General features: G+C 70.7%; 15 protein-coding genes. All 15 read left to right on the top strand.

Features of this window, described 5'->3' with window-relative positions; translation table 11 throughout:
- Window positions 1-125: 125 nt before the first annotated feature.
- The 15 genes from M2283_RS17500 (at window position 126) to M2283_RS17430 (ending at window position 20926) form a co-directional block, all read left to right on the top strand.
- The gene (locus M2283_RS17500) at window positions 126-1505 is read left to right on the top strand and encodes an ABC transporter substrate-binding protein (protein ID WP_280877181.1); all 1380 of its coding nucleotides are present in this window, start codon (window positions 126-128) and stop codon (window positions 1503-1505) included.
- Window positions 1502-2893 (top strand): ABC transporter substrate-binding protein, encoded by a 1392-nt coding sequence (locus M2283_RS17495; protein WP_280877180.1) that lies wholly within the window; start codon window positions 1502-1504, stop codon window positions 2891-2893. Before M2283_RS17500 ends, M2283_RS17495 begins: the two co-directional genes overlap by 4 nt.
- A gap of 264 nt (window positions 2894-3157) precedes the next feature.
- The gene (locus M2283_RS17490; RefSeq protein WP_280877633.1) at window positions 3158-5788 is read left to right on the top strand and encodes a PAS domain S-box protein; all 2631 of its coding nucleotides are present in this window, start codon (window positions 3158-3160) and stop codon (window positions 5786-5788) included.
- A 567-nt stretch (window positions 5789-6355) separates the two neighbouring features.
- Complete coding sequence (locus M2283_RS17485) at window positions 6356-7030, top strand: response regulator transcription factor (RefSeq protein WP_280877179.1); 675 nt, start codon at window positions 6356-6358, stop codon at window positions 7028-7030.
- A gap of 62 nt (window positions 7031-7092) precedes the next feature.
- Window positions 7093-9123, top strand: coding sequence for an excinuclease ABC subunit UvrC (gene uvrC, locus M2283_RS17480; protein ID WP_280877178.1), 2031 nt, complete (start codon window positions 7093-7095; stop codon window positions 9121-9123).
- On the top strand, window positions 9120-10088 hold the full coding sequence (gene rapZ / locus M2283_RS17475) for an RNase adapter RapZ (RefSeq protein ID WP_280877177.1): 969 nt from the start codon (window positions 9120-9122) through the stop codon (window positions 10086-10088). Before uvrC ends, rapZ begins: the two co-directional genes overlap by 4 nt.
- A complete protein-coding gene (locus tag M2283_RS17470) occupies window positions 10085-11152 on the top strand; it encodes a gluconeogenesis factor YvcK family protein (RefSeq protein ID WP_280877176.1) in 1068 nt (355 codons plus the stop codon). Before rapZ ends, M2283_RS17470 begins: the two co-directional genes overlap by 4 nt.
- Window positions 11143-12132 carry a DNA-binding protein WhiA gene (whiA, locus tag M2283_RS17465; RefSeq protein WP_280877175.1) on the top strand — a complete coding sequence of 330 codons (990 nt, stop codon included), beginning with the start codon at window positions 11143-11145 and terminating at the stop codon, window positions 12130-12132. Before M2283_RS17470 ends, whiA begins: the two co-directional genes overlap by 10 nt.
- 165 nt (window positions 12133-12297) lie before the next feature.
- Window positions 12298-15252 (top strand): M14 family metallopeptidase, encoded by a 2955-nt coding sequence (locus M2283_RS17460; RefSeq protein ID WP_280877174.1) that lies wholly within the window; start codon window positions 12298-12300, stop codon window positions 15250-15252.
- 239 nt (window positions 15253-15491) lie between these two features.
- On the top strand, window positions 15492-16502 hold the full coding sequence (gap, locus tag M2283_RS17455; RefSeq protein ID WP_280877173.1) for a type I glyceraldehyde-3-phosphate dehydrogenase: 1011 nt from the start codon (window positions 15492-15494) through the stop codon (window positions 16500-16502).
- Between the two features lie 123 nt (window positions 16503-16625).
- On the top strand, window positions 16626-17837 hold the full coding sequence (locus M2283_RS17450; RefSeq protein WP_280877172.1) for a phosphoglycerate kinase: 1212 nt from the start codon (window positions 16626-16628) through the stop codon (window positions 17835-17837).
- A 41-nt stretch (window positions 17838-17878) separates the two neighbouring features.
- Window positions 17879-18634 (top strand): triose-phosphate isomerase, encoded by a 756-nt coding sequence (gene tpiA, locus M2283_RS17445; protein WP_280877632.1) that lies wholly within the window; start codon window positions 17879-17881, stop codon window positions 18632-18634.
- A 100-nt stretch (window positions 18635-18734) separates the two neighbouring features.
- Window positions 18735-18965, top strand: coding sequence for a preprotein translocase subunit SecG (gene secG / locus M2283_RS17440; protein ID WP_432423100.1), 231 nt, complete (start codon window positions 18735-18737; stop codon window positions 18963-18965).
- Window positions 18966-19176: 211 nt separating this feature from the next.
- Window positions 19177-19512 (top strand): RNA polymerase-binding protein RbpA, encoded by a 336-nt coding sequence (locus tag M2283_RS17435; RefSeq protein WP_078649359.1) that lies wholly within the window; start codon window positions 19177-19179, stop codon window positions 19510-19512.
- Window positions 19513-19657: 145 nt separating this feature from the next.
- Window positions 19658-20926 (top strand): MFS transporter, encoded by a 1269-nt coding sequence (locus M2283_RS17430; protein ID WP_432423091.1) that lies wholly within the window; start codon window positions 19658-19660, stop codon window positions 20924-20926.
- Window positions 20927-20937: the final 11 nt, after the last annotated feature.

The raw sequence follows: 20937 nt of genomic DNA, 5'->3' as shown, positions 1-20937 counted from the left end.
GGAATGTGCTGAAGTCCTTTGCCGAACAAGCGGGTTCGCGTTTACGCAGCGCAGCGCCACATCACGGCCGGTAGCATGGAGGCGCCCTGGGGAGGCCGTGGTGTCCGGTCGAGTGGGGGTGCGCGATGAGTGCGTCGCCGAGCAGTGTGGGAATCCGTCGGAGCCGTCGCGCCCTGACCTCGGGGCTGTTGGCGGGCGCCTTGTTACTGGCCGGTTGTGGTGGTGGGAGCGACGACTCCAAGGCCGACCGGGGGCGCGGGGACACGACGTGCGACGGCCGGATCGACGGGACCGCGCATGTCACGGTGTGGTTCCACTCGGGTCCGTCCGGCGAGGTCGACACGCTGCAGGAGCAGGTCAAGGAGTTCAACAAGGCGCAGCGGCAGGTACGGGTCGAACTCGTGAACCTGCCCGAGAACCGGCCCTACACCGACCTGGTCGACTCCGCCGCCTCCAGCGGCGACCTGCCTGACCTGCTCGACTTCGACGGCCCCAACCTCTACAGCTACGCCTGGTCGGGCAAGTTGAAGCCGATCGACTCCTGCGTGCCGGAGAGCCTGCGCGAGGATCTGCTGCCCTCGATCCGCCGACAGGGCACGTACGCAGGCCGGTTGTGGGGCATCGGCACCTTCGACTCCGGGATGGGGCTGTACGTACGGCCGTCGGTGCTGAAGAAGGCCGGTATCCGCATCCCTCGGGGCACCGCGGACGCCTGGACCGCCGACGAGCTGACGGGCATCCTCGCCAGACTCCGCAAGCAGGGCTACCGGACGCCGCTCGATGTGGGGCTGCTGTACGTGAAGCCCGGCGAGGAGTGGAACACGTACGGCTTCGCTCCCGCCGTATGGTCGGCGGGCGGTGATCTGATCGATCCGCAGACCTACTCGACTGCCGAGGGCTTCCTCAACAGCCCTGCTTCCGTACGGGCGTTGACCGTCATGCAGAGCTGGGCCGAGTCGGGGTACATCGACGCGGACAAGGACGAGAAGGCCTTCGACAAGGGGCGCAGCGTCATCTCCTGGAGCGGGCACTGGCGTTATCCCGAGTACACGAAGGTGTTCCCGGGGGACGTGGCGATCGTGCCGCTGCCCGACTTCGGTCAGGGGACCGTCACCGGGATGGGGTCCTACCAGTGGGGCGTCACCGCCGGGACCACCGACGGGGACGCCGTCTGGCGCTTCCTCACGTATCTGCTGAAGCCGGAGCAGATCCGCCGGATGAGCGTGGCCAACGGCGGGATCCCCGCCACGAACAGCGCCGTGAAACTCACGCCGAAGTACGACACGGGCGGCGGCGAGCACCTGTTCATCGAGCAACTGCGGGACGGCGTCGCGCGACCGCGGCCGCAGACACCCGCCTATCCCGCGATCACCAAGGCGTTCTCCGACGCCTTCGCGAAGATCATGCTCGACCGGGCACCCGTCAAGGCCGCCCTCGACCAGGCGGTCGTGGCCATCGACAAGGACCTGGCGGCCCACGACGGCTATCCGCAGCAGGGGCCATGACCCGCGGCGCCACGCCCCGGCGGCCCCGCGCGGCCGACGCCCGCGCGGCGACGGCGTTCCTGCTGACCGCCGCCCTGATCGTGGCGGGCTGCACGGGAGACGGCGCGGACGGCGGCGGCAAGGGGTCCGCGAAGCCGGGCACCGACAGGACCTGCGACGGCCGGATCAAGGGCACCTCGCAGATCACCGTCTGGTACCACTCGCCCACGGCACAGGGAGAGTTGACGACCCTGCGGGCACAGGTACGGCGGTTCAACGCCTCCCAGCACGACGTCACGGTCAACCTCATGACCCTTCCGGACGGCGACTACGACACCGAGGTGCGCGCCGCCGCGGCCGGCGGTGACCTGCCGGACCTGCTCGACTTCGACGCCCCGAAGCTCCTCGGGTACGCCTGGGTCGGCCGGCTCCGGCCGCTCGGCTCCTGCCTGCCCGACGCCCTGCGGGCCGACCTGCTGCCCTCGATCCTCCAACAGGGCACGTACGCGGGCCGGTTGTGGGGCATCGGAACCTTCGACTCCGGACTCGGCCTGTACGTAAGGCCGTCCGTGCTGAAGAAGGCCGGCATCCGGGTCCCCGAGGGCACCGCGGACGCCTGGACCGCCGACGAGTTCACGGGCATCCTGGGGAAACTCCGCGAGGAGGGGTACGAGGCGCCGCTCGACCTCGGGCTCCGGTACTCGACGCCGGGCGCCGAGTGGAACACGTACGGGTTCGCTCCCGCGGTCTGGTCGGCGGGAGGTGACCTCATCGATGCGAAGAACCACCGCACGGCCGACGGCTATCTCAACGGCGCCGACTCCGTCCGGGCGCTCACCATCCTGCAGAAGTGGGTCGAGTCGGGGCTCGTCGACCCCGGCGGGGACGACAAGGCGTTCGCCGCGGGCCGCAGCCCCATCTCCTGGTCGGGGCACTGGAGATGGCGCGAGTACGCCAAGGCGTTCCCGGGCGACATGACGATCGTTCCGCTGCCCGACTTCGGGGACGGCACCGTCACCGGGATGGGTTCCTGGCAGTGGGGCGTCCCCTCGACCAGCGTCGACCCGGACGCCGTCTGGCGGTTCCTGGCCTTCCTGTTGAGCCCCGACGAGGTGGTGCGCATGACGGACGTCAACGGCGCGATTCCGGCGACCCGAACGGCGATCGAGCGCACCGCGCAGTTCCGCGGGACCGGTCCGGAGCGCCTCTACATCGATCAGTTGCAGAACGGCACGGCCCGGCCCCGCCCGCGAACTCCCGCCTACGGGGCGGTCACCGACGCGTTCTCCCGCGCCTTCGCGAAGATCGTCCTCGACCGGGCGCCGGTCAGGCCCACGCTCGACCGGGCGGTCGCGGCCATCGACAAGGACCTGGCCGACCACCAGTACTACCCGCCCACCGGCCGCTGAGGCCCGGCCATGCAGCGCTCCGGGTCCGGCAGACCGAACAGTCGAAGGGGTACGCCGCAGGGGCGACCGGGTTCCCCGGCCGACGTCGCCCTGGGCCCAGGCGCCCCGCTCGCGCGCGTCGCCCTCGCCGCCCGTTTCGCCGGCGCGGCCCGCCTCCGCGCCTGGCTGCGCACCCGCTTCCGTCGCGACCGCCCCCCGCCCCACCCCCGACTCGGCCCCGACCGCCCCCCTTTCCTCTCCCGTCTCCGCGTCGGCAGCAAGCTGATGCTGCTCGTACTGCTGCCGGTGACCGGGCTGTTGGCGTTCACCGCGTTCAGCGCGGTCGCGCAGTGGGAGGAGGCGCGGATGCTGGGGCGGTTCCACACGGCGACCGAGGTGTCGTTCGCGACCACCGCGGTGTCCGACGCCGTCGCGGGGGAGCGGATCGCCGCCGTGGAGGCCCGGTTGCGCCCCGCACCGGGCACCGTGGCCGGACGGTCCGTGGCCGAGCGGGCCACCGGCCGTGCCCTGACGCGGGCCGCCGGCCGGGCCGTCTCCTGGCCGGAGGCCGATGTCGCGGGCCGGCTCGACGCCGTCAGCCGCCGACTGCACGCGGTACGGGTGCAGACGGGCACCGGCTCGCTCACCGCCCGCGCGATCGCGCAGGAGTACCAGGGCATCGAGGACGAACTCCTCGACACCGTCGGCACCTTGGAGTCCGGGCGCCCCACCAGGGCTTCGGGCCAGGCCGCCGACGCGCACATCGCGATCCTGGGAGCCATCGAGGCCGCCGAACGGGAGCAGGCCGAGATCGCCGTCCTGCTCGACGCGCCGTCCGGGCGGCGCCCCACCGCCACGGGACGCTGGCCCGCCCTGGAGGAGGCCCAGCTGGGGGAGTTCCGGCAGAAAACCTCCGACCAGCTGCGGGCCGAGCTGTACATCACCCAGTTCCAGGCCCCCGGCAGGGCCGTGCGAAAGGTGCGCGACCTGCTCGCCGCGCCCGACCCGAAGGCCACTGCGTGGCCGTCGTACAGCCTCTGGCTGGCGGACTCCAAGGACCGGATCGACGCGCTGCGCGGCATCCAGGACCGGGCCGCACACGAACTCGCCGGCACGGCCGCCAACGACCTGAGCAGCGCCCGCGTCCGCTCGGTGCGCGACCTCGCCGTCTCCCTCGCCGTCCTGGCCGTCGTCACCGTCCTCGCGCTGGCCCTGCGACGCTCGATCACCCGGCCGCTCGGCGAGGTCTCGGCCGGCGCGCGGGCCCTGTCGTCCGGCGATCTGTCGTACGACATCCGCTACGCCGGGCGCGACGAACTCGGCGACGTCGCCGACACCTTCCGCGAACTGCGGGTCACCACCGAGAAGTTGGCGGCCGAGATCCGGTCCATGAACACGGCGATCGACGACAACCGGCTCGAACACCGCGCCGACGTCCTCTCCTTCGACGGCACCTGGGCCCAGCTCCTGGGCGGCATGAACGGCACCATGGCGTCCTTCGCGGCGGCGCACGGCCGACGCAGGAAGGCCGAGCGGGAGCTGGAGGGCATCTTCAACCTCTCGCCCGACCTGCTGTGCATCACGGGAGTCGACGGCTACTTCAAGCGCGTCAACCCGGCCTTCGAACGCACCCTCGGCTACTCGGGGGAGGAACTGCTGGCCAAGCCGTCCATCGAGTTCGTCCACCGGGAGGACCGGCACACCACGCGCGTGGCCCTCGACCGGCTGGCCGGCGGCGTCGAACTCGCCGAGTTCGAGAACCGCTACCTGCGCGAGGACGGCACCGAGTGCTGGCTGCAGTGGAGCGCCCGGCCGGTCCCCGAGGAGGGCCTCGTCTACGCCGCCGCCCGCGACGTCACCGAGAGCCGCCGCACCGCCCGGGAACAGAGCGCACTGCGCCGGGTCGCCACGCGCGTGGCGCACGGCGAGCCGCCGGACAGCGTGTTCGGGGCCGTGGCCGACGAGGTGGGAGACCTGCTGAGCGTCGGCGGCGCGGCCGTGCTGCGCTACGAGCCCGACGGCGCCCTCACGGTCCTCGGCGCCGCGCGCGTTCCCGCGCCGGGGGCCGGGAGCGGGAGCGCCGAGAGCGAGGCGGCGGCACGTGAGGTGGCCCGCACCAGGACCGCCGCCCGCGTGGGCCGCTCGGTGGGGGCGCCGATCGTCGTGGACGGCCGGCTGTGGGGCGTCGTCGTCGCGTCCTCGCTGCTGGAGCCGCTGCCCGGCGGGACCGAGTCGCGGCTGGCCGACTTCACCGAACTGATCGCCACCGCGGTCGCCAACGCCGACAGCCGCGCCCAGTTGACGGCCTCACGCGCGCGTGTGGTGGCCGCCGGGGACGCCTCCCGGCGCCGCATCGAGCGCGACCTGCACGACGGCGTCCAGCAGCGGCTCGTCGCCCTCCAACTGGACCTTCGGCTGGCCGAGTCCATGATCACCGACCGGTCCTGCGAACTCGCCCAGCAGATCGCCCACGTGGGCAAGGGCCTCGACGACGCCTTCCAGGACCTGCTCCAGGTGGCCCGCGGCATCCACCCCGCCATCCTGTCCAAGGGCGGCCTGGGCCCCGCCCTGCGCTCCCTGGCCCGCCGCTCCGCGGTGCCGGTGGAACTCGACCTCCGACTGCCCACCGAGCGCCTGCCGGAGCAGCTGGAGGTGGCCGCCTACTACGTCACCTCCGAGTGCCTCACCAACGCGGCCAAGCACGCGCACGCGAGCGTGGTGGAGGTCGCGGCGGAGATCCGCGACGACTTCCTGGAGCTGACCATCCGTGACGACGGTGTGGGCGGCGCCGAACTCGGCCGCGGCTCCGGTCTGATCGGGCTCGTCGACCGGGTCGAGGCGATCGGCGGCAAGCTGGACGTCGCCAGCCCGCCGGGAGAGGGCACCACCATGACCGTACGGCTGCCGCTGGCCTGACCGGCCACGCACGCGTGACCGCCCGGCCGTACGCGAAGGGGAGTCGTCGAGGACGGGGGAGCCTGCGACTCGGTGACGTTGCGTACGTCCGGGCGGTCCTTCGGACGGAGAGGCGTCCGTCCGGCTCTGGGGGCGGTCGAAGCCGCCTATTCTTCCGGCCGCGCAGGCCGTACGGGCCGCGCGGGCTGCTCAGGCCGAGGCCGCTTGGCGCGCACGATGTCGGGATCCCTGGGATCCCTGGGATCCCTGAGGTCCCTGAGGTCCGAAAGGTCGCTCCACGCGTGCGTGTCGGGCGAGTACCGGCGGACGCGGACCGACCGCCGTCGTTTCTCGATCCGCGTCCGCCGCATCTCCCGCAGCCCTTCGATCCACGACCCGCCGGCTGCGGGCTCTGCCCGAACCGGCCGGTCCGCTTGCGTCTGAACTGCTACGAGAATCGCTCGCGAACGGCCCCATGTCGTCACGGCAGGCCTCCAATCCCGCTTCCCGCTAGCCGGAACCCCGCCGGTCGGGCAGGCTGTTGGGCGCACCGCATCGGTGGGGCAAGGGGAGCGGGGAGCCGGGACCATGGACGCCGCATCGCAACAGCCCGCGCGGGGACGGGTCGTCCTCGCCGACGACGACGTACTGCTCCGGGAGGGACTCGCCAGCCTGTGCGAGCGGGTCGGATACGAAGTGGTGGGCCAGGCGGGTGATGCGGTCCGGCTCCTGGAGCTGGTCGCCGCCGAGCACCCCGACCTGGCGATCGTCGACATCAGGATGCCGCCGGACCACTCCACCGAGGGTCTGAAGGCGGCCCGCACGATCCGAGAGCGCCACCCCGACACCGGCATCCTCGTCCTGTCCGCGTTCGCCGAGGTGGAGGACGCCCTGGAGCTGCTGGCGAGCGGCCAGAAGGTCGGCTATCTGCTCAAGAGCCGCGTCACCGTCGTCGACGAGTTCATCGAGGCCCTGGAGCGGATCAACCGGGGCGGCTCGGTCGTCGACCCCTCCCTGGTGCAGGAGCTGTTCTCCGCCCAGCGCCGCGACGATCCGCTCTCCCACCTGAGCGCCCGTGAGCGCGAGGTCCTGGCGCTGATGGCCGAGGGCCGCTCCAACGCCGGCATCGGCCGCCGCCTGTGGGTCACCGAGGGCACCGTCGAGAAGCACGTCCGCAGCATCCTGGGCAAGCTCAGCCTCCAGGAGGACACCGACGACCACCGCCGTGTCCTGGCCGTTCTCACGTTCCTCGAGTCCCGCTAGACCTGCCTGGGGTTGTCCACAGGCTCGTCGCGGTGTCAGCGCTCGCCAGTAGGGTGTGAGACATGGCCGATCCCTCCAGCTACCGCCCCAGGCCGGGTGAGATCCCGGACTCTCCCGGGGTGTACAGGTTCCGTGACGAGCACCGCCGGGTGATCTACGTCGGAAAGGCGAAGAGCCTGCGCCAGCGCCTGGCGAACTACTTCCAGGACCTGACGAACCTGCACCCGCGCACCCGGACGATGGTCACCACGGCCGCGTCCGTGGAGTGGACGGTGGTGTCCACGGAGGTCGAGGCCCTCCAGCTGGAGTACTCCTGGATCAAGGAGTACGACCCCCGGTTCAACGTCAAGTACCGCGACGACAAGAGCTACCCCTACCTCGCGGTGACGATGAACGAGGAGTACCCGCGCGTGCAGGTGATGCGCGGCCAGAAGCGCAAGGGCGTCCGGTACTTCGGGCCCTACGGACACGCGTGGGCGATCCGCGACACCGTCGACCTCCTGCTGCGCGTCTTCCCCGTCCGCACCTGCTCGGCCGGCGTCTTCAAGAACGCCACCCGCACCGGCCGCCCCTGCCTGCTCGGCTACATCGGCAAGTGCTCCGCCCCCTGCGTCGGCCGCGTCTCCGAGGAGGAGCACCGCGAACTGGCCGAGGAGTTCTGCGACTTCATGGCCGGGCGCACGGGCACGTACCTGCGCCGCCTCGAGAAGCAGATGACGGCGGCGGCCGAGGAGATGGAGTACGAGCGGGCGGCCCGCCTGCGCGACGACATCGGGGCCCTGAAGAAAGCCATGGAGAAGAGCGCGGTCGTGCTCGCGGACGCGACCGACGCCGACCTGATCGCGGTCGCCGAGGACGAGCTGGAGGCGGCCGTCCAGATCTTCCACGTGCGCGGCGGACGCGTGCGCGGCCAGCGCGGCTGGGTCACCGACAAGGTCGAGGAGGTCACCACCGCCGGCCTCGTCGAGCACGCCCTCCAGCAGCTCTACGGCGAGGAGAAGGGCGACTCGGTCCCCAAGGAGGTGCTCGTGCCGGCCCTGCCCGACCCGGTCGAGCCCGTCCAGGAGTGGCTCACCGAGCGCCGCGGGTCGATCGTGTCGCTGCGCATCCCGCAGCGCGGCGACAAGAAGTCCCTGATGGAGACCGTGGAGCGCAACGCCCAGCAGGCGCTCGCTCTGCACAAGACCAAGCGCGCCTCCGACCTCACCACGCGCTCGCGCGCCCTGGAGGAGATCGCCGAGGCCCTCGACCTGGTCAGCGCCCCGCTGAGGATCGAGTGCTACGACATCTCGCACCTTCAGGGCGACGACGTGGTGGCCTCCATGGTCGTCTTCGAGGACGGCCTGCAGCGCAAGAGCGAGTACCGCCGCTTCCAGATCAAGGGCTTCGAGGGCCAGGACGACGTCCGCTCCATGCACGAGGTGATCACCCGCCGCTTCCGGCGCTACCTCGCCGACAAGGAGAAGACCGGCGAGTGGGCGGACGGCGAGGACACCCTCACCGAGGAGGACGGCCGCCCCAAGCGCTTCGCCTACCCGCCCCAGCTCGTCGTCGTCGACGGCGGTCAGCCGCAGGTGGCGGCGGCCAAGAAGGCCCTTGACGAGCTCGGCATCGACGATGTCGCGGTGTGTGGGCTCGCCAAGCGCCTGGAGGAGGTCTGGCTCCCGGACGACGACGACCCGGTGGTGCTGCCCCGCAGCAGCGAGGGCCTCTACCTGCTGCAACGCGTCCGTGACGAGGCGCACCGCTTCGCGATCACCTACCAGCGCTCCAAACGGGCCAAGCGTTTCCGTTCGAGCCCTCTGGACGATGTGCCCGGTCTCGGAGACGCACGCAAGCAGGCTCTTCTTAAGCATTTCGGTTCGCTGAAGAAACTTCGATCCGCCACCATCGACCAGATCTGCGAGGTGCCCGGCATAGGCCGCAAGACGGCCGAGACCATCGCCGTGGCACTCGCCCAGGCGGCCCCGGCCGCACCCGCTGTGAACACGGCGACTGGAGAGATCATGGAAGAGGAACCGGACACCATGGGTTCCGGCGGGCAGCCCGTGACGACGGGCGCCCCGGACGAACGACGGGGGCAGGAGACATGAGTGTGAACAAGAACGATGAGCAGGACGAGCAACACGACCAAGGCGGAGACGGAGCACAGGTGAGTACGGGCACGACCGGCGAGACGACCGCGCCCGCGGACGCGGCCATCCCCGAGCTGGTGATCATCTCCGGCATGTCCGGGGCAGGACGGTCCACGGCCGCGAAGTGTCTGGAGGACCTCGGCTGGTTCGTCGTGGACAACCTGCCACCGGCGCTGATCCCCACCATGGTGGAGCTCGGCGCCCGCTCGCAGGGCAACGTGGCACGGATCGCGGTCGTCGTCGACGTCCGCGGCCGCCGCTTCTTCGACAACCTGCGAGAGTCCCTCGCCGACCTCGACAGCCGGGGCGTCACCCGCCGGATCGTCTTCCTGGAGTCCTCCGACGACGCCCTGGTCCGCCGCTTCGAGTCGGTGCGCCGCCCCCACCCCCTCCAGGGCGACGGCCGCATCGTCGACGGCATCGCCGCCGAGCGCGAGCTGCTGCGCGAACTGCGCGGCGACGCCGACCTGGTGATCGACACCTCCAGCCTCAACGTGCACGAGTTGCGCGCCAAGATGGACGCCCAGTTCGCCGGCGACGAGGAGCCCGAGCTGCGGGCCACCGTCATGTCCTTCGGCTTCAAGTACGGCCTCCCGGTCGACGCCGACCTGGTCGCCGACATGCGCTTCCTGCCCAACCCGCACTGGATCCCAGAGCTGCGCCCCTTCAACGGCCTCAACGAGGAGGTCTCGGCGTACGTCTTCAACCAGCCCGGCGCCAAGGAGTTCCTCGACCGCTACGCCGAACTGCTGCGGCTCATCGCCGCCGGCTACCGCCGCGAGGGTAAGCGGTACGTGACCATCGCGATCGGCTGCACCGGCGGCAAGCACCGCTCGGTCGCCACCGCGGAGAAGCTCGCCGCGCGCCTGGTGGCCGAGGGCGTGGAGACGGTGGTCGTGCACCGGGACATGGGACGGGAATGACAGGACGTAGTCCGCGGCTGAGCATGCTGCGCCGGGCGATGCCCGAGGGGCGCACGACCCGGCCGGTCGAGGCCCGTGGCGGCAAACCGCGCCGCCGCGGCGCCCAGCCCAAGGTCGTCGCCCTCGGCGGCGGCATGGGCCTGTCCGCCTCGCTCACCGCACTGCGCCGGATCACCGGCGACCTCACCGCCGTCGTCACCGTGGCCGACGACGGCGGCTCCAGCGGACGCCTGCGCGACGAACTGGGCGTGCTGCCCCCCGGGGACCTGCGCAAGGCCCTCGCCGCGCTGTGCGGCGACGACGACTGGGGCCAGACCTGGGCCCGCGTCATCCAGCACCGCTTCCACTCCAAGGGCGACCTGCACGAACACGCGGTCGGCAATCTGCTGATCGTCGCACTGTGGGAGCAGCTCGGCGACCACGTCCAGGCCCTCGACCTGGTCGGCAAGCTGCTCGGGGCGCACGGGCGCGTGCTGCCCATGTCCGCCGTGCCCCTGGAGCTGCAGGCCCTGGTCAAGGGCCACGACCCGGACCGGCCCGAGGACATCGACACGGTCCGCGGCCAGGCGACCGTGGCGCTCACCACCGGCGAGGTGCAGTCCGTGCACGTCGTGCCGCACGACCCGCCGGCCGTCCCCGAGGCCGTCGAGGCGGTCCTCGACGCCGACTGGGTGGTGCTCGGTCCCGGCTCCTGGTTCTCCTCGGTTATCCCGCACCTGCTGGTGCCGGAACTGCTCGACGCGCTCATCCAGACGAAGGCACGCCGGGTGCTCTCGCTGAACCTCGCGCCGCAGCCCGGAGAAACCGACGGCTTCTCCCCGCAGCGTCATTTGGAGGTTTTGGGACGACACGCCCCTAAACTCGCCCTGGACGTGGTGCTGGCCGACGAGGCCGCCGTGCCCGATCGTGATGTGCTCACCGAGGCCGCCAAGCGGCTCGGAGCCGCGGTCGAGCTGGCTCCGGTGGCCCGGAGCGACGGAACTCCGAGGCACGACCCGGAGCTGCTGGCAGCCGCGTACGACCGTATTTTTCGGATGCATGGAAGGATCGGCCCATGGCGATGACGGCAGCGGTGAAGGATGAGATCTCCCGGCTCCCCGTCACCCGGACCTGCTGCAGAAAGGCGGAGGTCTCCGCGATTCTGCGGTTCGCCGGCGGCCTTCACCTGGTCAGCGGGCGCATCGTGATCGAGGCGGAGCTGGACACCGCGATGGCGGCCCGGCGCCTCAAGCGGGACATCCTGGAGATCTTCGGCCACAGCTCCGAGCTGATCGTGATGGCACCCGGTGGACTGCGCCGCGGTTCGCGGTACGTGGTGCGGGTGGTCGCCGGCGGGGACCAGCTGGCCCGTCAGACCGGCCTGGTGGACGGCCGTGGCCGGCCGATCCGCGGTCTGCCCCCGCAGGTGGTCTCGGGGGCCACCTGCGACGCGGAGGCGGCCTGGCGCGGCGCCTTCCTGGCGCACGGCTCGCTCACCGAGCCCGGCCGCTCCTCCTCCCTGGAGGTGACCTGCCCCGGTCCCGAGGCCGCGCTCGCCCTGGTCGGCGCCGCCCGCCGGCTGTCGATCGCCGCGAAGGCCCGTGAGGTACGCGGCGTGGACCGCGTGGTGGTCCGTGACGGCGACGCGATCGGCGCCCTGCTCACCCGCCTCGGCGCGCACGAGTCGGTGCTGGCCTGGGAGGAGCGCCGGATGCGCCGAGAGGTGCGGGCCACGGCGAACCGGCTCGCCAACTTCGACGACGCCAACCTGCGCCGCTCCGCCCGGGCCGCCGTCGCCGCCGGCGCACGTGTCCAGCGCGCCCTGGAGATCCTCGCGGACGACGTCCCCGAGCACCTCGCCGCCGCGGGCCGGCTGCGCATGGACCACAAGCAGGCCTCCCTGGAGGAGCTGGGTGCGCTCGCCGACCCGCCGCTGACCAAGGACGCGGTGGCCGGCCGGATCCGCCGGCTGCTCGCGATGGCCGACAAGCGCGCCTCCGACCTGGGCGTCCCGGGCACGGAGTCGAGCATCACCGAGGAGATGGCCGACAACCTGGTCGGCTGATCCGTCAGCAGCGCAACACGCCGGTGTCGACCGCCACTTGGGTGATCGGCACCGGCGTTCGGGTGCACTGGTTCACCAGTCTTTGAGGCACCCTTGACTCGGCTGTGAACTGGCATGAGCCTGGCAACCGTTCGTCACCGTGACGAAAGATTGCTAGGGGGGTTCATGAGACCCAGAGCGAGAGCGATCCTCGCTGCCGGCGCGCTTCTGATCGGCGGAGCGAGCCTCGCGCCCGTCGCCCAGGCCCAGAGCGGAAGCCCGGCCACGCCCGACCCGAACGAGGTCAAGGTCTTCCACGCCGACGTCACCAAGCAGCAGGTACCCCTGCTGCTGGCCGCCGGACAGGACAGCCACGAACTCGGCGAGGCGGTGCCCGACAAGGGCTCGGCGCCCGTCGAGGTGTACCTCACCGACCAGCAGGCACAGAAGCTGGAAGGCCAGGGCGTCGATCTCACCGAGCACACACTGTCGGCCAAGGCCGCCAAGCGCGTCGACGCCGCCGCCGAGGGCGTGTTCCGCCCGTACAGCGGCGCCGGCGGCCTCAAGGAGGAGATCGTCAAGACCGGTCAGGAGAACCCCGGCCTCACCAAGGTCGTCTCCATCGGCAAGACGGTCAACGGCCAGGACATCCTCGCGGTCAAACTGACCAAGGGCGCGAAGAAGTCCAAGGACGGCGCCAAGCCGTCCGTCCTCTACATGTCCAACCAGCACGCGCGCGAGTGGATCACGCCGGAGATGACCCGGCGGCTGATGCACTACTACCTGGACAACTACAAGACCGACAAGCGCGTCAAGAAGATCGTCGACTCCACCGAGCTGTGGTTCGTGATCTCGGCCAACCCCGACGGCTACGACTACACCTTCCAGGACGCCGCCAACCGCCTGTGGCGCAAGAACCTGCGGGACGTCAACGGCGACGGCGCCATCTCCACCGGCGACGGCGTCGACCTCAACCGCAACTTCGCCTACAAGTGGGGCTACGACGACGAGGGTTCGTCCCCCAACCCCACCAGCGAGACCTACCGCGGCGCGAGCCCGGCCTCCGAGCCCGAGACCAAGGCGCTGGACGCCTTCGAGAAGCGGATCGGCTTCAGCTACGGCATCAACTACCACTCCGCCGCCGAACTCCTCCTCTACGGCGTCGGCTGGCAGGTGGCCACCCCCACCCCCGACGACGTGATCTACAAGGCGCTGGCCGGCACCCCGGACAACTCCGCGATCCCCGGCTACCACCCGCAGGTCTCCTCGGAGCTGTACACCACCAACGGCGAGGCCGACGGGCACGCGGGCAACGTCAACGGCATGTCGATGTTCACCCCCGAGATGTCCACCTGCCAGTCCGCCTCGAACATCGACCCGAACGACCAGTGGAACGCGGCCGACTGCCAGTCCGGCTTCAACTACCCGGACGACGAGAAGCTGATCCAGGACGAGTTCGCGAAGAACGTCCCCTTCGCGCTGTCGGTCGCCGAGACCGCCCCGCACCCCGACACGCCCTCCTCCTCGCTCGGCCTGACCGCCGCCGACTTCACCCCGGCGAAGTTCACCACCTCGTACTCCCGCGGCGCCGACCAGGAAGTCTCCGTCGTCGTCCGCAAGGCCATCCGCGACAAGGAGCTCAAGTACCGCGTCAACGGCGGCCGTACGCTCGACATGGCGCTCAAGTCATGGAAGGGCGGCGAGACGTACGGCGGTGAGGACAACCTGCACTTCGACGAGTACCGGGCCAAGGTCAAGGACGGCGTCCCGGGCGACAAGGTCGAGGTGTGGTTCACCGGCGAGACCAAGGCCGGCAAGAAGGTCGCCAGTGAGCACTTCACCTACACCGTCGCCCAGCGCGCCAAGGCCGACACCCTGGTCGTCGCCGAGGAAGGCGCCGCGGCCACGCAGGCGCAGACGTACGTCGACGCGCTGAAGGCCAACGGCCACAAGGCCCTCGTCTGGGACGTCGCCACCCAGGGCGCGCCCGACGCGCTCGGCGTGCTGGCCCACTTCGCCACCGTCGTCCACTACACGGGCGCGAGTACCCCCGGTATCGCCACCCAGCTCCAGCTGCGCGCCTTCCTCAACGAGGGCGGCAAGCTGATCGAGGCGGGCGAGCAGGCCGGCGGAAACGTCAACCTGGGCGACGGCACCCTGTCGAACGACTTCAGCCAGTACTACCTGGGCGCCTACTCGCGTACGTCCACCCCCGGCGCCACCGGCTTCACCGGCTCCGGCAAGCTCGACGGCTTCAGCGGGGCCCTCGGCGCCGCCGTCGGCAACCCGCTCGACCGGGCGGGCACCTACGGCGTCACCTCCGAGGAACTGTCCCCGGAGACCTACCCGCAGTTCGCCAGCGCGGGCGCGGGCCAGTTCGCCGGGACCGTCAACCCGTACGGGCCGTACGCCGGTTCGTACATGGCCGCCGCCGTGCACACCGACGACGCCTACAAGCGTCTCACCCGCACCGTCGACCTGGGCGGAGTGAGCGCGGCCGACCAACCGGCCCTGCGCACCCAGCTGTTGTGGGACACCGAGCCCGGTTACGACAACGCCATCGTGGAGGTCCGCACCGCCGGGGCCGAGGACTGGACGACGCTCCCCGAGAAGGGCGGCGCCACCAGCGCCACCGTCCCCGCCGAGTGCGGCGCCGGCTTCTACATCGGTGAACACCCCTGGCTGAAGCACTATCTGACCCTGGCCGGCAACTCCTGCACCGCCACCGGCACTTCCGGCTCCTGGAACGCCCTCACCGGCGCCTCCGACGGCTGGCAGCAGGTCAACTTCGACCTGAGCGCCTACGCGGGCAAGAACATCGAGGTCTCGATCAGCTACATCACCGACCCGAGCAGCGGCGGCCACGGCGTGCTGGCCGACGACGCCTCGCTCGTCGTGGGCGGCGCCGCCACCCAGACCGAGGGCTTCGAGACGTCGCTCGGCGCCTGGAGCGCGTCCGGACCGCCCGCGGGCAGCCCGGGCGTCCTCAAGGACTGGGCGCGCACCGGGACGCTGTTCAAGACCTACGGAGGGGTCACCACCGACCGGACCGTGCTGCTGGGCTTCGGCCTGGAGCACGTCACCGCGGCGGCCGACCGCACCGCCCTCGTCAAGAAGGCCCTCGCGGCCCTGGAAGGGTGAGTTCCAGGGTGAACTCCCTGGTCAACCATGACTAGCCGACCGTAGTCAAAACGAGTGATCCGGTCATACGGCCCGGGCGGTCCGTACCCCTACTGGCGGGTACGGACCGCCTGCCCGTGTATGGGGCATCTCGATGTCACCACGAGGGCCGCAGGGAGGTAGGGTCGTGGTTGGTCGGGGACATCCCAAAACAGCTCGCCGGCACCGCATAGTCGGCGTACCAACGAGGAGATCGGTTCGTGACGATCCGCGTAGGCATCAACGGCTTCGGTCGTATCGGACGTAACTACTTCCGCGCGCTCCTGGAGCAGGGTGCGGACATCGAGATCGTGGCTGTCAACGACCTGGGTGACACCGCGACCACCGCGCACCTGCTGAAGTACGACACCATCCTGGGCCGCCTCAAGGCCGAGGTGTCGCACACCGCCGACACGATCACCGTCGACGGCCACACCATCAAGGTGCTGTCCGAGCGCAACCCCTCGGACATCCCGTGGGGCGCGCTGGGCGTCGACATCGTCATCGAGTCGACCGGCATCTTCACCAAGAAGGACGACGCCGCGAAGCACATCGCCGGTGGCGCCAAGAAGGTCCTCATCTCGGCTCCGGCCAAGGACGAGGACATCACCATCGTGATGGGCGTCAACCAGGACAAGTACGACGCCGCGAACCACCACGTCATCTCCAACGCCTCCTGCACCACCAACTGCGTGGCGCCGATGGCGAAGGTGCTCGACGAGAACTTCGGCATCGTCAAGGGCCTGATGACGACGGTGCACGCGTACACGAACGACCAGCGCATCCTGGACTTCCCGCACAAGGACCTGCGCCGCGCCCGCGCCGCCGCGGAGAACATCATCCCGACCACCACGGGCGCCGCCAAGGCCACCGCGCTGGTCCTGCCGCAGCTCAAGGGCAAGCTGGACGGCATCGCCATGCGCGTCCCGGTCCCGACCGGTTCCGCCACCGACCTGGTCGTGACGCTGCAGCGCGAGGTCACCAAGGACGAGGTCAACGCCGCGTTCAAGAAGGCCTCCGAGGACGGCGACCTGAAGGGGTACCTGGCCTACACCGAGGACGAGATCGTCTCCTCGGACATCGTCGGCGACCCGGCCTCCTGCACCTTCGACTCCTCCCTGACCATGGTCCAGGAGGGCAACACGGTGAAGATCCTCGGCTGGTACGACAACGAGTGGGGCTACTCCAACCGCCTCGTCGACCTCACGGTCTTCGTCGGCGACCAGCTCTGATCGCCGAAGCAGGCACCTCGATGTGAGTGCAGGGCTCGGGCAGCGCACGGCCGCGCTGCCCGAGCCCTCACGCGCGTGTTCAGCCCTCGTTCGATCCAGAGCCCTCCTCAGGAGCCTCCTCCCATGAAGACCATCGACGAACTTCTCTCCGAAGGCGTGGACGGCAAGCGGGTCTTCGTCCGCGCCGACCTCAACGTCCCGCTGGCCGACGGCCTCATCACCGACGACGGCCGCATCCGCGCCGTCCTGCCCACCGTCAAGGCGCTGGCCGACGCGGGCGCCAAGGTCATCGTCGCCTCGCACCTGGGCCGCCCCAAGGGCGCCCCGGACCCGGCGTTCTCCCTGCTGCAGCCCGCCGAGCGCCTGGCCGAACTGCTCGGCGCCCCCGTCGCGTTCGCCCAGGACACCGTCGGCCCCGCCGCCCACGACGCGGTGCGCGGCCTGGAGCCCGGCCAGGTCGCGGTCATCGAGAACCTGCGCTTCAACGCCGGCGAGACCGCCAAGGACGACGTCGAGCGCGGCGAGTTCGCGGACCAACTGGCCGCCCTCGCGGACGTGTACGTCGGTGACGGCTTCGGCGCGGTGCACCGCAAGCACGCCTCGGTCTTCGACCTCCCGGCCCGGCTGCCGCACTACGCCGGCTACCTCATCGCCACCGAGGTCGGCGTCCTGAAGAAGCTCACCGAGGACGTCGAGCGGCCCTACGTCGTCGCCCTCGGCGGCTCCAAGGTCTCCGACAAGCTCGCCGTCATCGACGAACTGCTCGGCAAGGCCGACCGGTTGCTCATCGGCGGCGGCATGGCCTTCACCTTCCTCAAGGCCAAGGGCTACGAGATCGGCGCCTCCCTGGTCCAGGAGGACCAGCTGGCCACCGTCACCGAGTACGTCGAGCGCGCGGAGAAGAACGGCGTCGAACTCCTCGTCCCTGTGGACGTCGTGGTCGCCGGCCAGTTCCCGGACCTGAAGACGAAGGCTCCGGCCCACCCGACCACCGTCGCCGCGGACGCCATCCCGGCCGACCGGATGGGCCTGGACATCGGTCCCGAGACCGGTGCCCTGTACGCCTCGAAGTTCGCCGACGCTGCCACCGTTTTCTGGAACGGCCCGATGGGCGTCTTCGAGCACCCCGATTTCGCCGAGGGCACCAAGGCGGTCGCCCAGGCCCTCGTCGACTCCCAGGCCTTCACGGTCGTCGGTGGTGGCGACTCCGCCGCGGCCGTCCGCATCCTGGGCTTCGACGAGAAGGCATTCGGACACATCTCGACCGGTGGCGGCGCCTCCCTCGAATACCTCGAGGGCAAGACGCTCCCCGGTCTCGCCGCACTGGAGGACTGACCGCAATGGCTCCATCTGTTTCTTCCGGACGCACGCCGATCATGGCGGGCAACTGGAAGATGAACCTCAACCACCTCGAAGCCATCGCGCACGTCCAGAAGCTCGCCTTCGCGCTGGCCGACAAGGACTACGAGGCCGTCGAGGTCGCCGTCCTGCCGCCCTTCACCGACCTGCGCTCCGTGCAGACCCTGGTGGACGGCGACAAGCTCAAGATCAAGTACGGCGCCCAGGACCTCTCGGCGTACGACTCCGGCGCCTACACCGGCGAGATCTCCGGCTCGATGCTGGCCAAGCTGAAGTGCACGTACGTGGCGGTCGGCCACTCCGAGCGCCGGCAGTACCACGCCGAGACCGACGAGATCGTCAACGCCAAGGTCAAGGCCGCCTACAAGCACGGTCTGACCCCGATCCTGTGCGTCGGCGAGGAGCTGGACGTCCGCGAGGCGGGCAACCACGTCGCGCACACGCTCGGCCAGGTCGAGGGCGGACTCAAGGACGTCCCGGCCGAGCAGGCCGAGTCGGTCGTGATCGCCTACGAGCCGGTCTGGGCCATCGGCACCGGCAAGGTCTGCGGCTCCGAGGACGCCCAGGAGGTCTGCAAGGCCATCCGCGGCAAGCTCGCCGAGCTGTACACGCAGGAGCTGGCCGACCAGGTCCGCATCCAGTACGGCGGTTCCGTGAAGGCGGGCAACGTGGCCGAGATCATGGCCCAGCCCGACGTGGACGGCGCCCTGGTCGGCGGTGCGTCGCTGGACGCCGACGAGTTCGTCAAGATCGTGCGCTTCCGCGACCAGTAAGTAGGCCCTGGCGGCGATCCGTCGTACTCTTGCGGGGGCACGGCCCAGGCTGTGCCCCCGTCGTTCATCCGAATCCGAGAGAGTTGGTCCAGCCGTGGTTTTGGGGTTCTCGATCGCCCTGATCGTCTGCAGCCTGCTGATGATGCTGCTGGTGCTGATGCACAAGGGGAAGGGCGGCGGCCTCTCCGACATGTTCGGTGGTGGCATGCAGTCGTCCGTCGGTGGTTCGTCGGTCGCCGAGCGCAACCTCGACCGGATCACCCTGGTGATCGGTCTTGCCTGGTTCGCGTGCATCATCGTGCTCGGCCTGCTGATGAAGACGAACAGCTGACCCGGGCGCACATTCCGCACGCATTCCGCACGTAAGGCCCCATGTTCGGTACGCGCAGCTGAGCGCGGCCTATCATGGGGCTTGCGTCTAGGTGTGGGGGCTGTAACTCCAATCACTGGACGCGCGTTGGGCCTTACGTAGACTGAGGCGCTCGCAACGAAGCGAAAACGCCGACTCGCTTCGCGGCACCATCACGCAGGGAGTTACGACCGTGGCAAGTGGCAACGCGATCCGAGGAAGCCGGGTCGGGGCGGGGCCGATGGGCGAGGCCGAGCGCGGCGAGTCCGCGCCGCGTCTGCGCATCTCCTTCTGGTGCTCCAACGGGCATGAGACGCAGCCCAGCTTCGCCAGCGACGCGCAGGTTCCCGACACCTGGGACTGCCCGCGCTGCGGCTTCCCGGCCGGACAGGACCGGGAGAACCCGCCGGACCCGCCGCGCACCGAGCCCTACAAGACGCACCTCGCGTACGTACGGGAGCGGCGCAGTGACGCGGACGGCGAGGCGATCCTCGCCGAAGCGCTCGCCAAACTGCGGGGCGAGATCTAGGAGTTGGGAACCGGCCGGGCACCGAGGGGTGTCGGGTCGGACCTGTTTCGGACCCCGACGACCGGTCGGCTCCGGACCGGTTGTCAGTGCTGACCTCTACGGTTTGTGCATCGCCTGGTGCGGATGCGAATCGTGAGGGGGAGCGGTGGCGACGGTCGAGACGGGGGACATGCGCGCGCCCGCATGGCGCGGGGGATTCGGGCGGCTGTGGACGGCCGCCGTGGTCTCGCGCTTCGGAGACGCGCTGCGGGGCTCCGCGCTGCCCCTGCTCGCCACCTCACTGACGGACCGGCCCCTGCTCATCGCCTCCGTCACCGCCTGCGGCTATCTGCCCTGGATCGTCTTCGGGCTGCTCGGCGGAGCGGTCGCGGACCGGATCGACCAGCGCCGCGCGATGTGGACGGTGGACGCGGTACGAGGACTGCTCGTCGCCGCCTTCGCCGGGGCCGTCGCACTCGGTCACGCCTCGATCGCGCTGCTCATCGCGCTCGCCTTCGTCCTGACCACCCTGCAGACCCTCTTCGACAACGCCTCGACGGCGCTGCTGCCCGCCTTGGTGGACCGCGCGGCGCTGGGCAGTGCCAACGCCCGGCTGATGACCGGGCAGCAGATCGCGGGCGGCCTGATAGGGGCGCCCGTGGTGCCCCTGCTGATCGCCGCGGGGGTGGCCGTGCCCTTCGTGGCCGACGCGGGGACCTTCCTGGTGGCCGCCGCACTGGTCGCCTCGCTGCGGACGACGGCGCCCGACAGAGCGCCGAGACCGGCGGGCAGCGCCCTGCGCCGGGAGATCACCGACGGGCTGCGCACCCTGTGGCGCGACCGGCCCCTGCGCGGACTGTGCGCGGCGACGGCCCTGTGCAACATCGGCATGGGCGCCCTGATCGCCACCCTGGTGATCCTGGTGACCGGCTGGCTGGACGCCGGTACCGCCGGCTACGCGGCCGTGACCACCGCGTACACCGTCGGTGGCCTGGCCGGGGGAGTGGCGAACCGGTGGATCACCGCTCGGCTCGGGCCGATGCGGGCCGTGCTGCTGGCCGGTGTCGTGCAGATCGGCGCGCTCCTCGTCATGGGCGGTGTGCGGAGCCTGACGGCCGTGGCCGCGGCGCTCGCCGTGTTCGGCTTCATGGGCATGGTGTGGAACGTCAACACGACCACGTTGATGCAGCAGCGCACGCCCGCCGACCTGCTGGGCCGGGTCAGCTCCGCCTTCCGCACCCTGGCCGTCGCCGGCGCCCCGCTGGGCGCCCTGCTCGGCGGGGCCGTCGCCACCGCCTGGGGACTGAACACCCCCGCGCTGCTCACCGCCGCCTTCTTCGTCCTGTCGGTCCTCGCGCTGATACCCACCGCCAAGCGGGACGTACTTGTTGGTGCGTCGCACGACGACGCCACGACAGCTCACGTCACGCGCTGATCAATTAGGTT

Origin of the sequence: Streptomyces pseudovenezuelae, assembly GCF_029892565.1 — a bacterium.
Taxonomy (GTDB): Bacteria; Actinomycetota; Actinomycetes; order Streptomycetales; family Streptomycetaceae; genus Streptomyces; species Streptomyces pseudovenezuelae_A.
Note: the sequence above shows the minus strand (reverse complement) of the source record. Positions and strands in the feature narration are given on the sequence as shown.

Bases quoted from the DNA above. Each gene is read 5' to 3' on its own strand.
- tpiA (WP_280877632.1), top strand. From the start codon at position 17,879: ATGGCGGGCAACTGGAAGATGAACCTCAACCACCTCGAAGCCATCGCG.
- M2283_RS17460 (WP_280877174.1), top strand. From the start codon at position 12,298: ATGAGACCCAGAGCGAGAGCGATCCTCGCTGCCGGCGCGCTTCTGATC.
- rapZ (WP_280877177.1), top strand. From the start codon at position 9,120: ATGAGTGTGAACAAGAACGATGAGCAGGACGAGCAACACGACCAAGGC.
- uvrC (WP_280877178.1), top strand. From the start codon at position 7,093: ATGGCCGATCCCTCCAGCTACCGCCCCAGGCCGGGTGAGATCCCGGAC.
- M2283_RS17470 (WP_280877176.1), top strand. From the start codon at position 10,085: ATGACAGGACGTAGTCCGCGGCTGAGCATGCTGCGCCGGGCGATGCCC.
- whiA (WP_280877175.1), top strand. From the start codon at position 11,143: ATGGCGATGACGGCAGCGGTGAAGGATGAGATCTCCCGGCTCCCCGTC.
- M2283_RS17485 (WP_280877179.1), top strand. From the start codon at position 6,356: ATGGACGCCGCATCGCAACAGCCCGCGCGGGGACGGGTCGTCCTCGCC.
- M2283_RS17500 (WP_280877181.1), top strand. From the start codon at position 126: ATGAGTGCGTCGCCGAGCAGTGTGGGAATCCGTCGGAGCCGTCGCGCC.
- M2283_RS17450 (WP_280877172.1), top strand. From the start codon at position 16,626: ATGAAGACCATCGACGAACTTCTCTCCGAAGGCGTGGACGGCAAGCGG.
- M2283_RS17495 (WP_280877180.1), top strand. From the start codon at position 1,502: ATGACCCGCGGCGCCACGCCCCGGCGGCCCCGCGCGGCCGACGCCCGC.
- M2283_RS17490 (WP_280877633.1), top strand. From the start codon at position 3,158: ATGCTGCTCGTACTGCTGCCGGTGACCGGGCTGTTGGCGTTCACCGCG.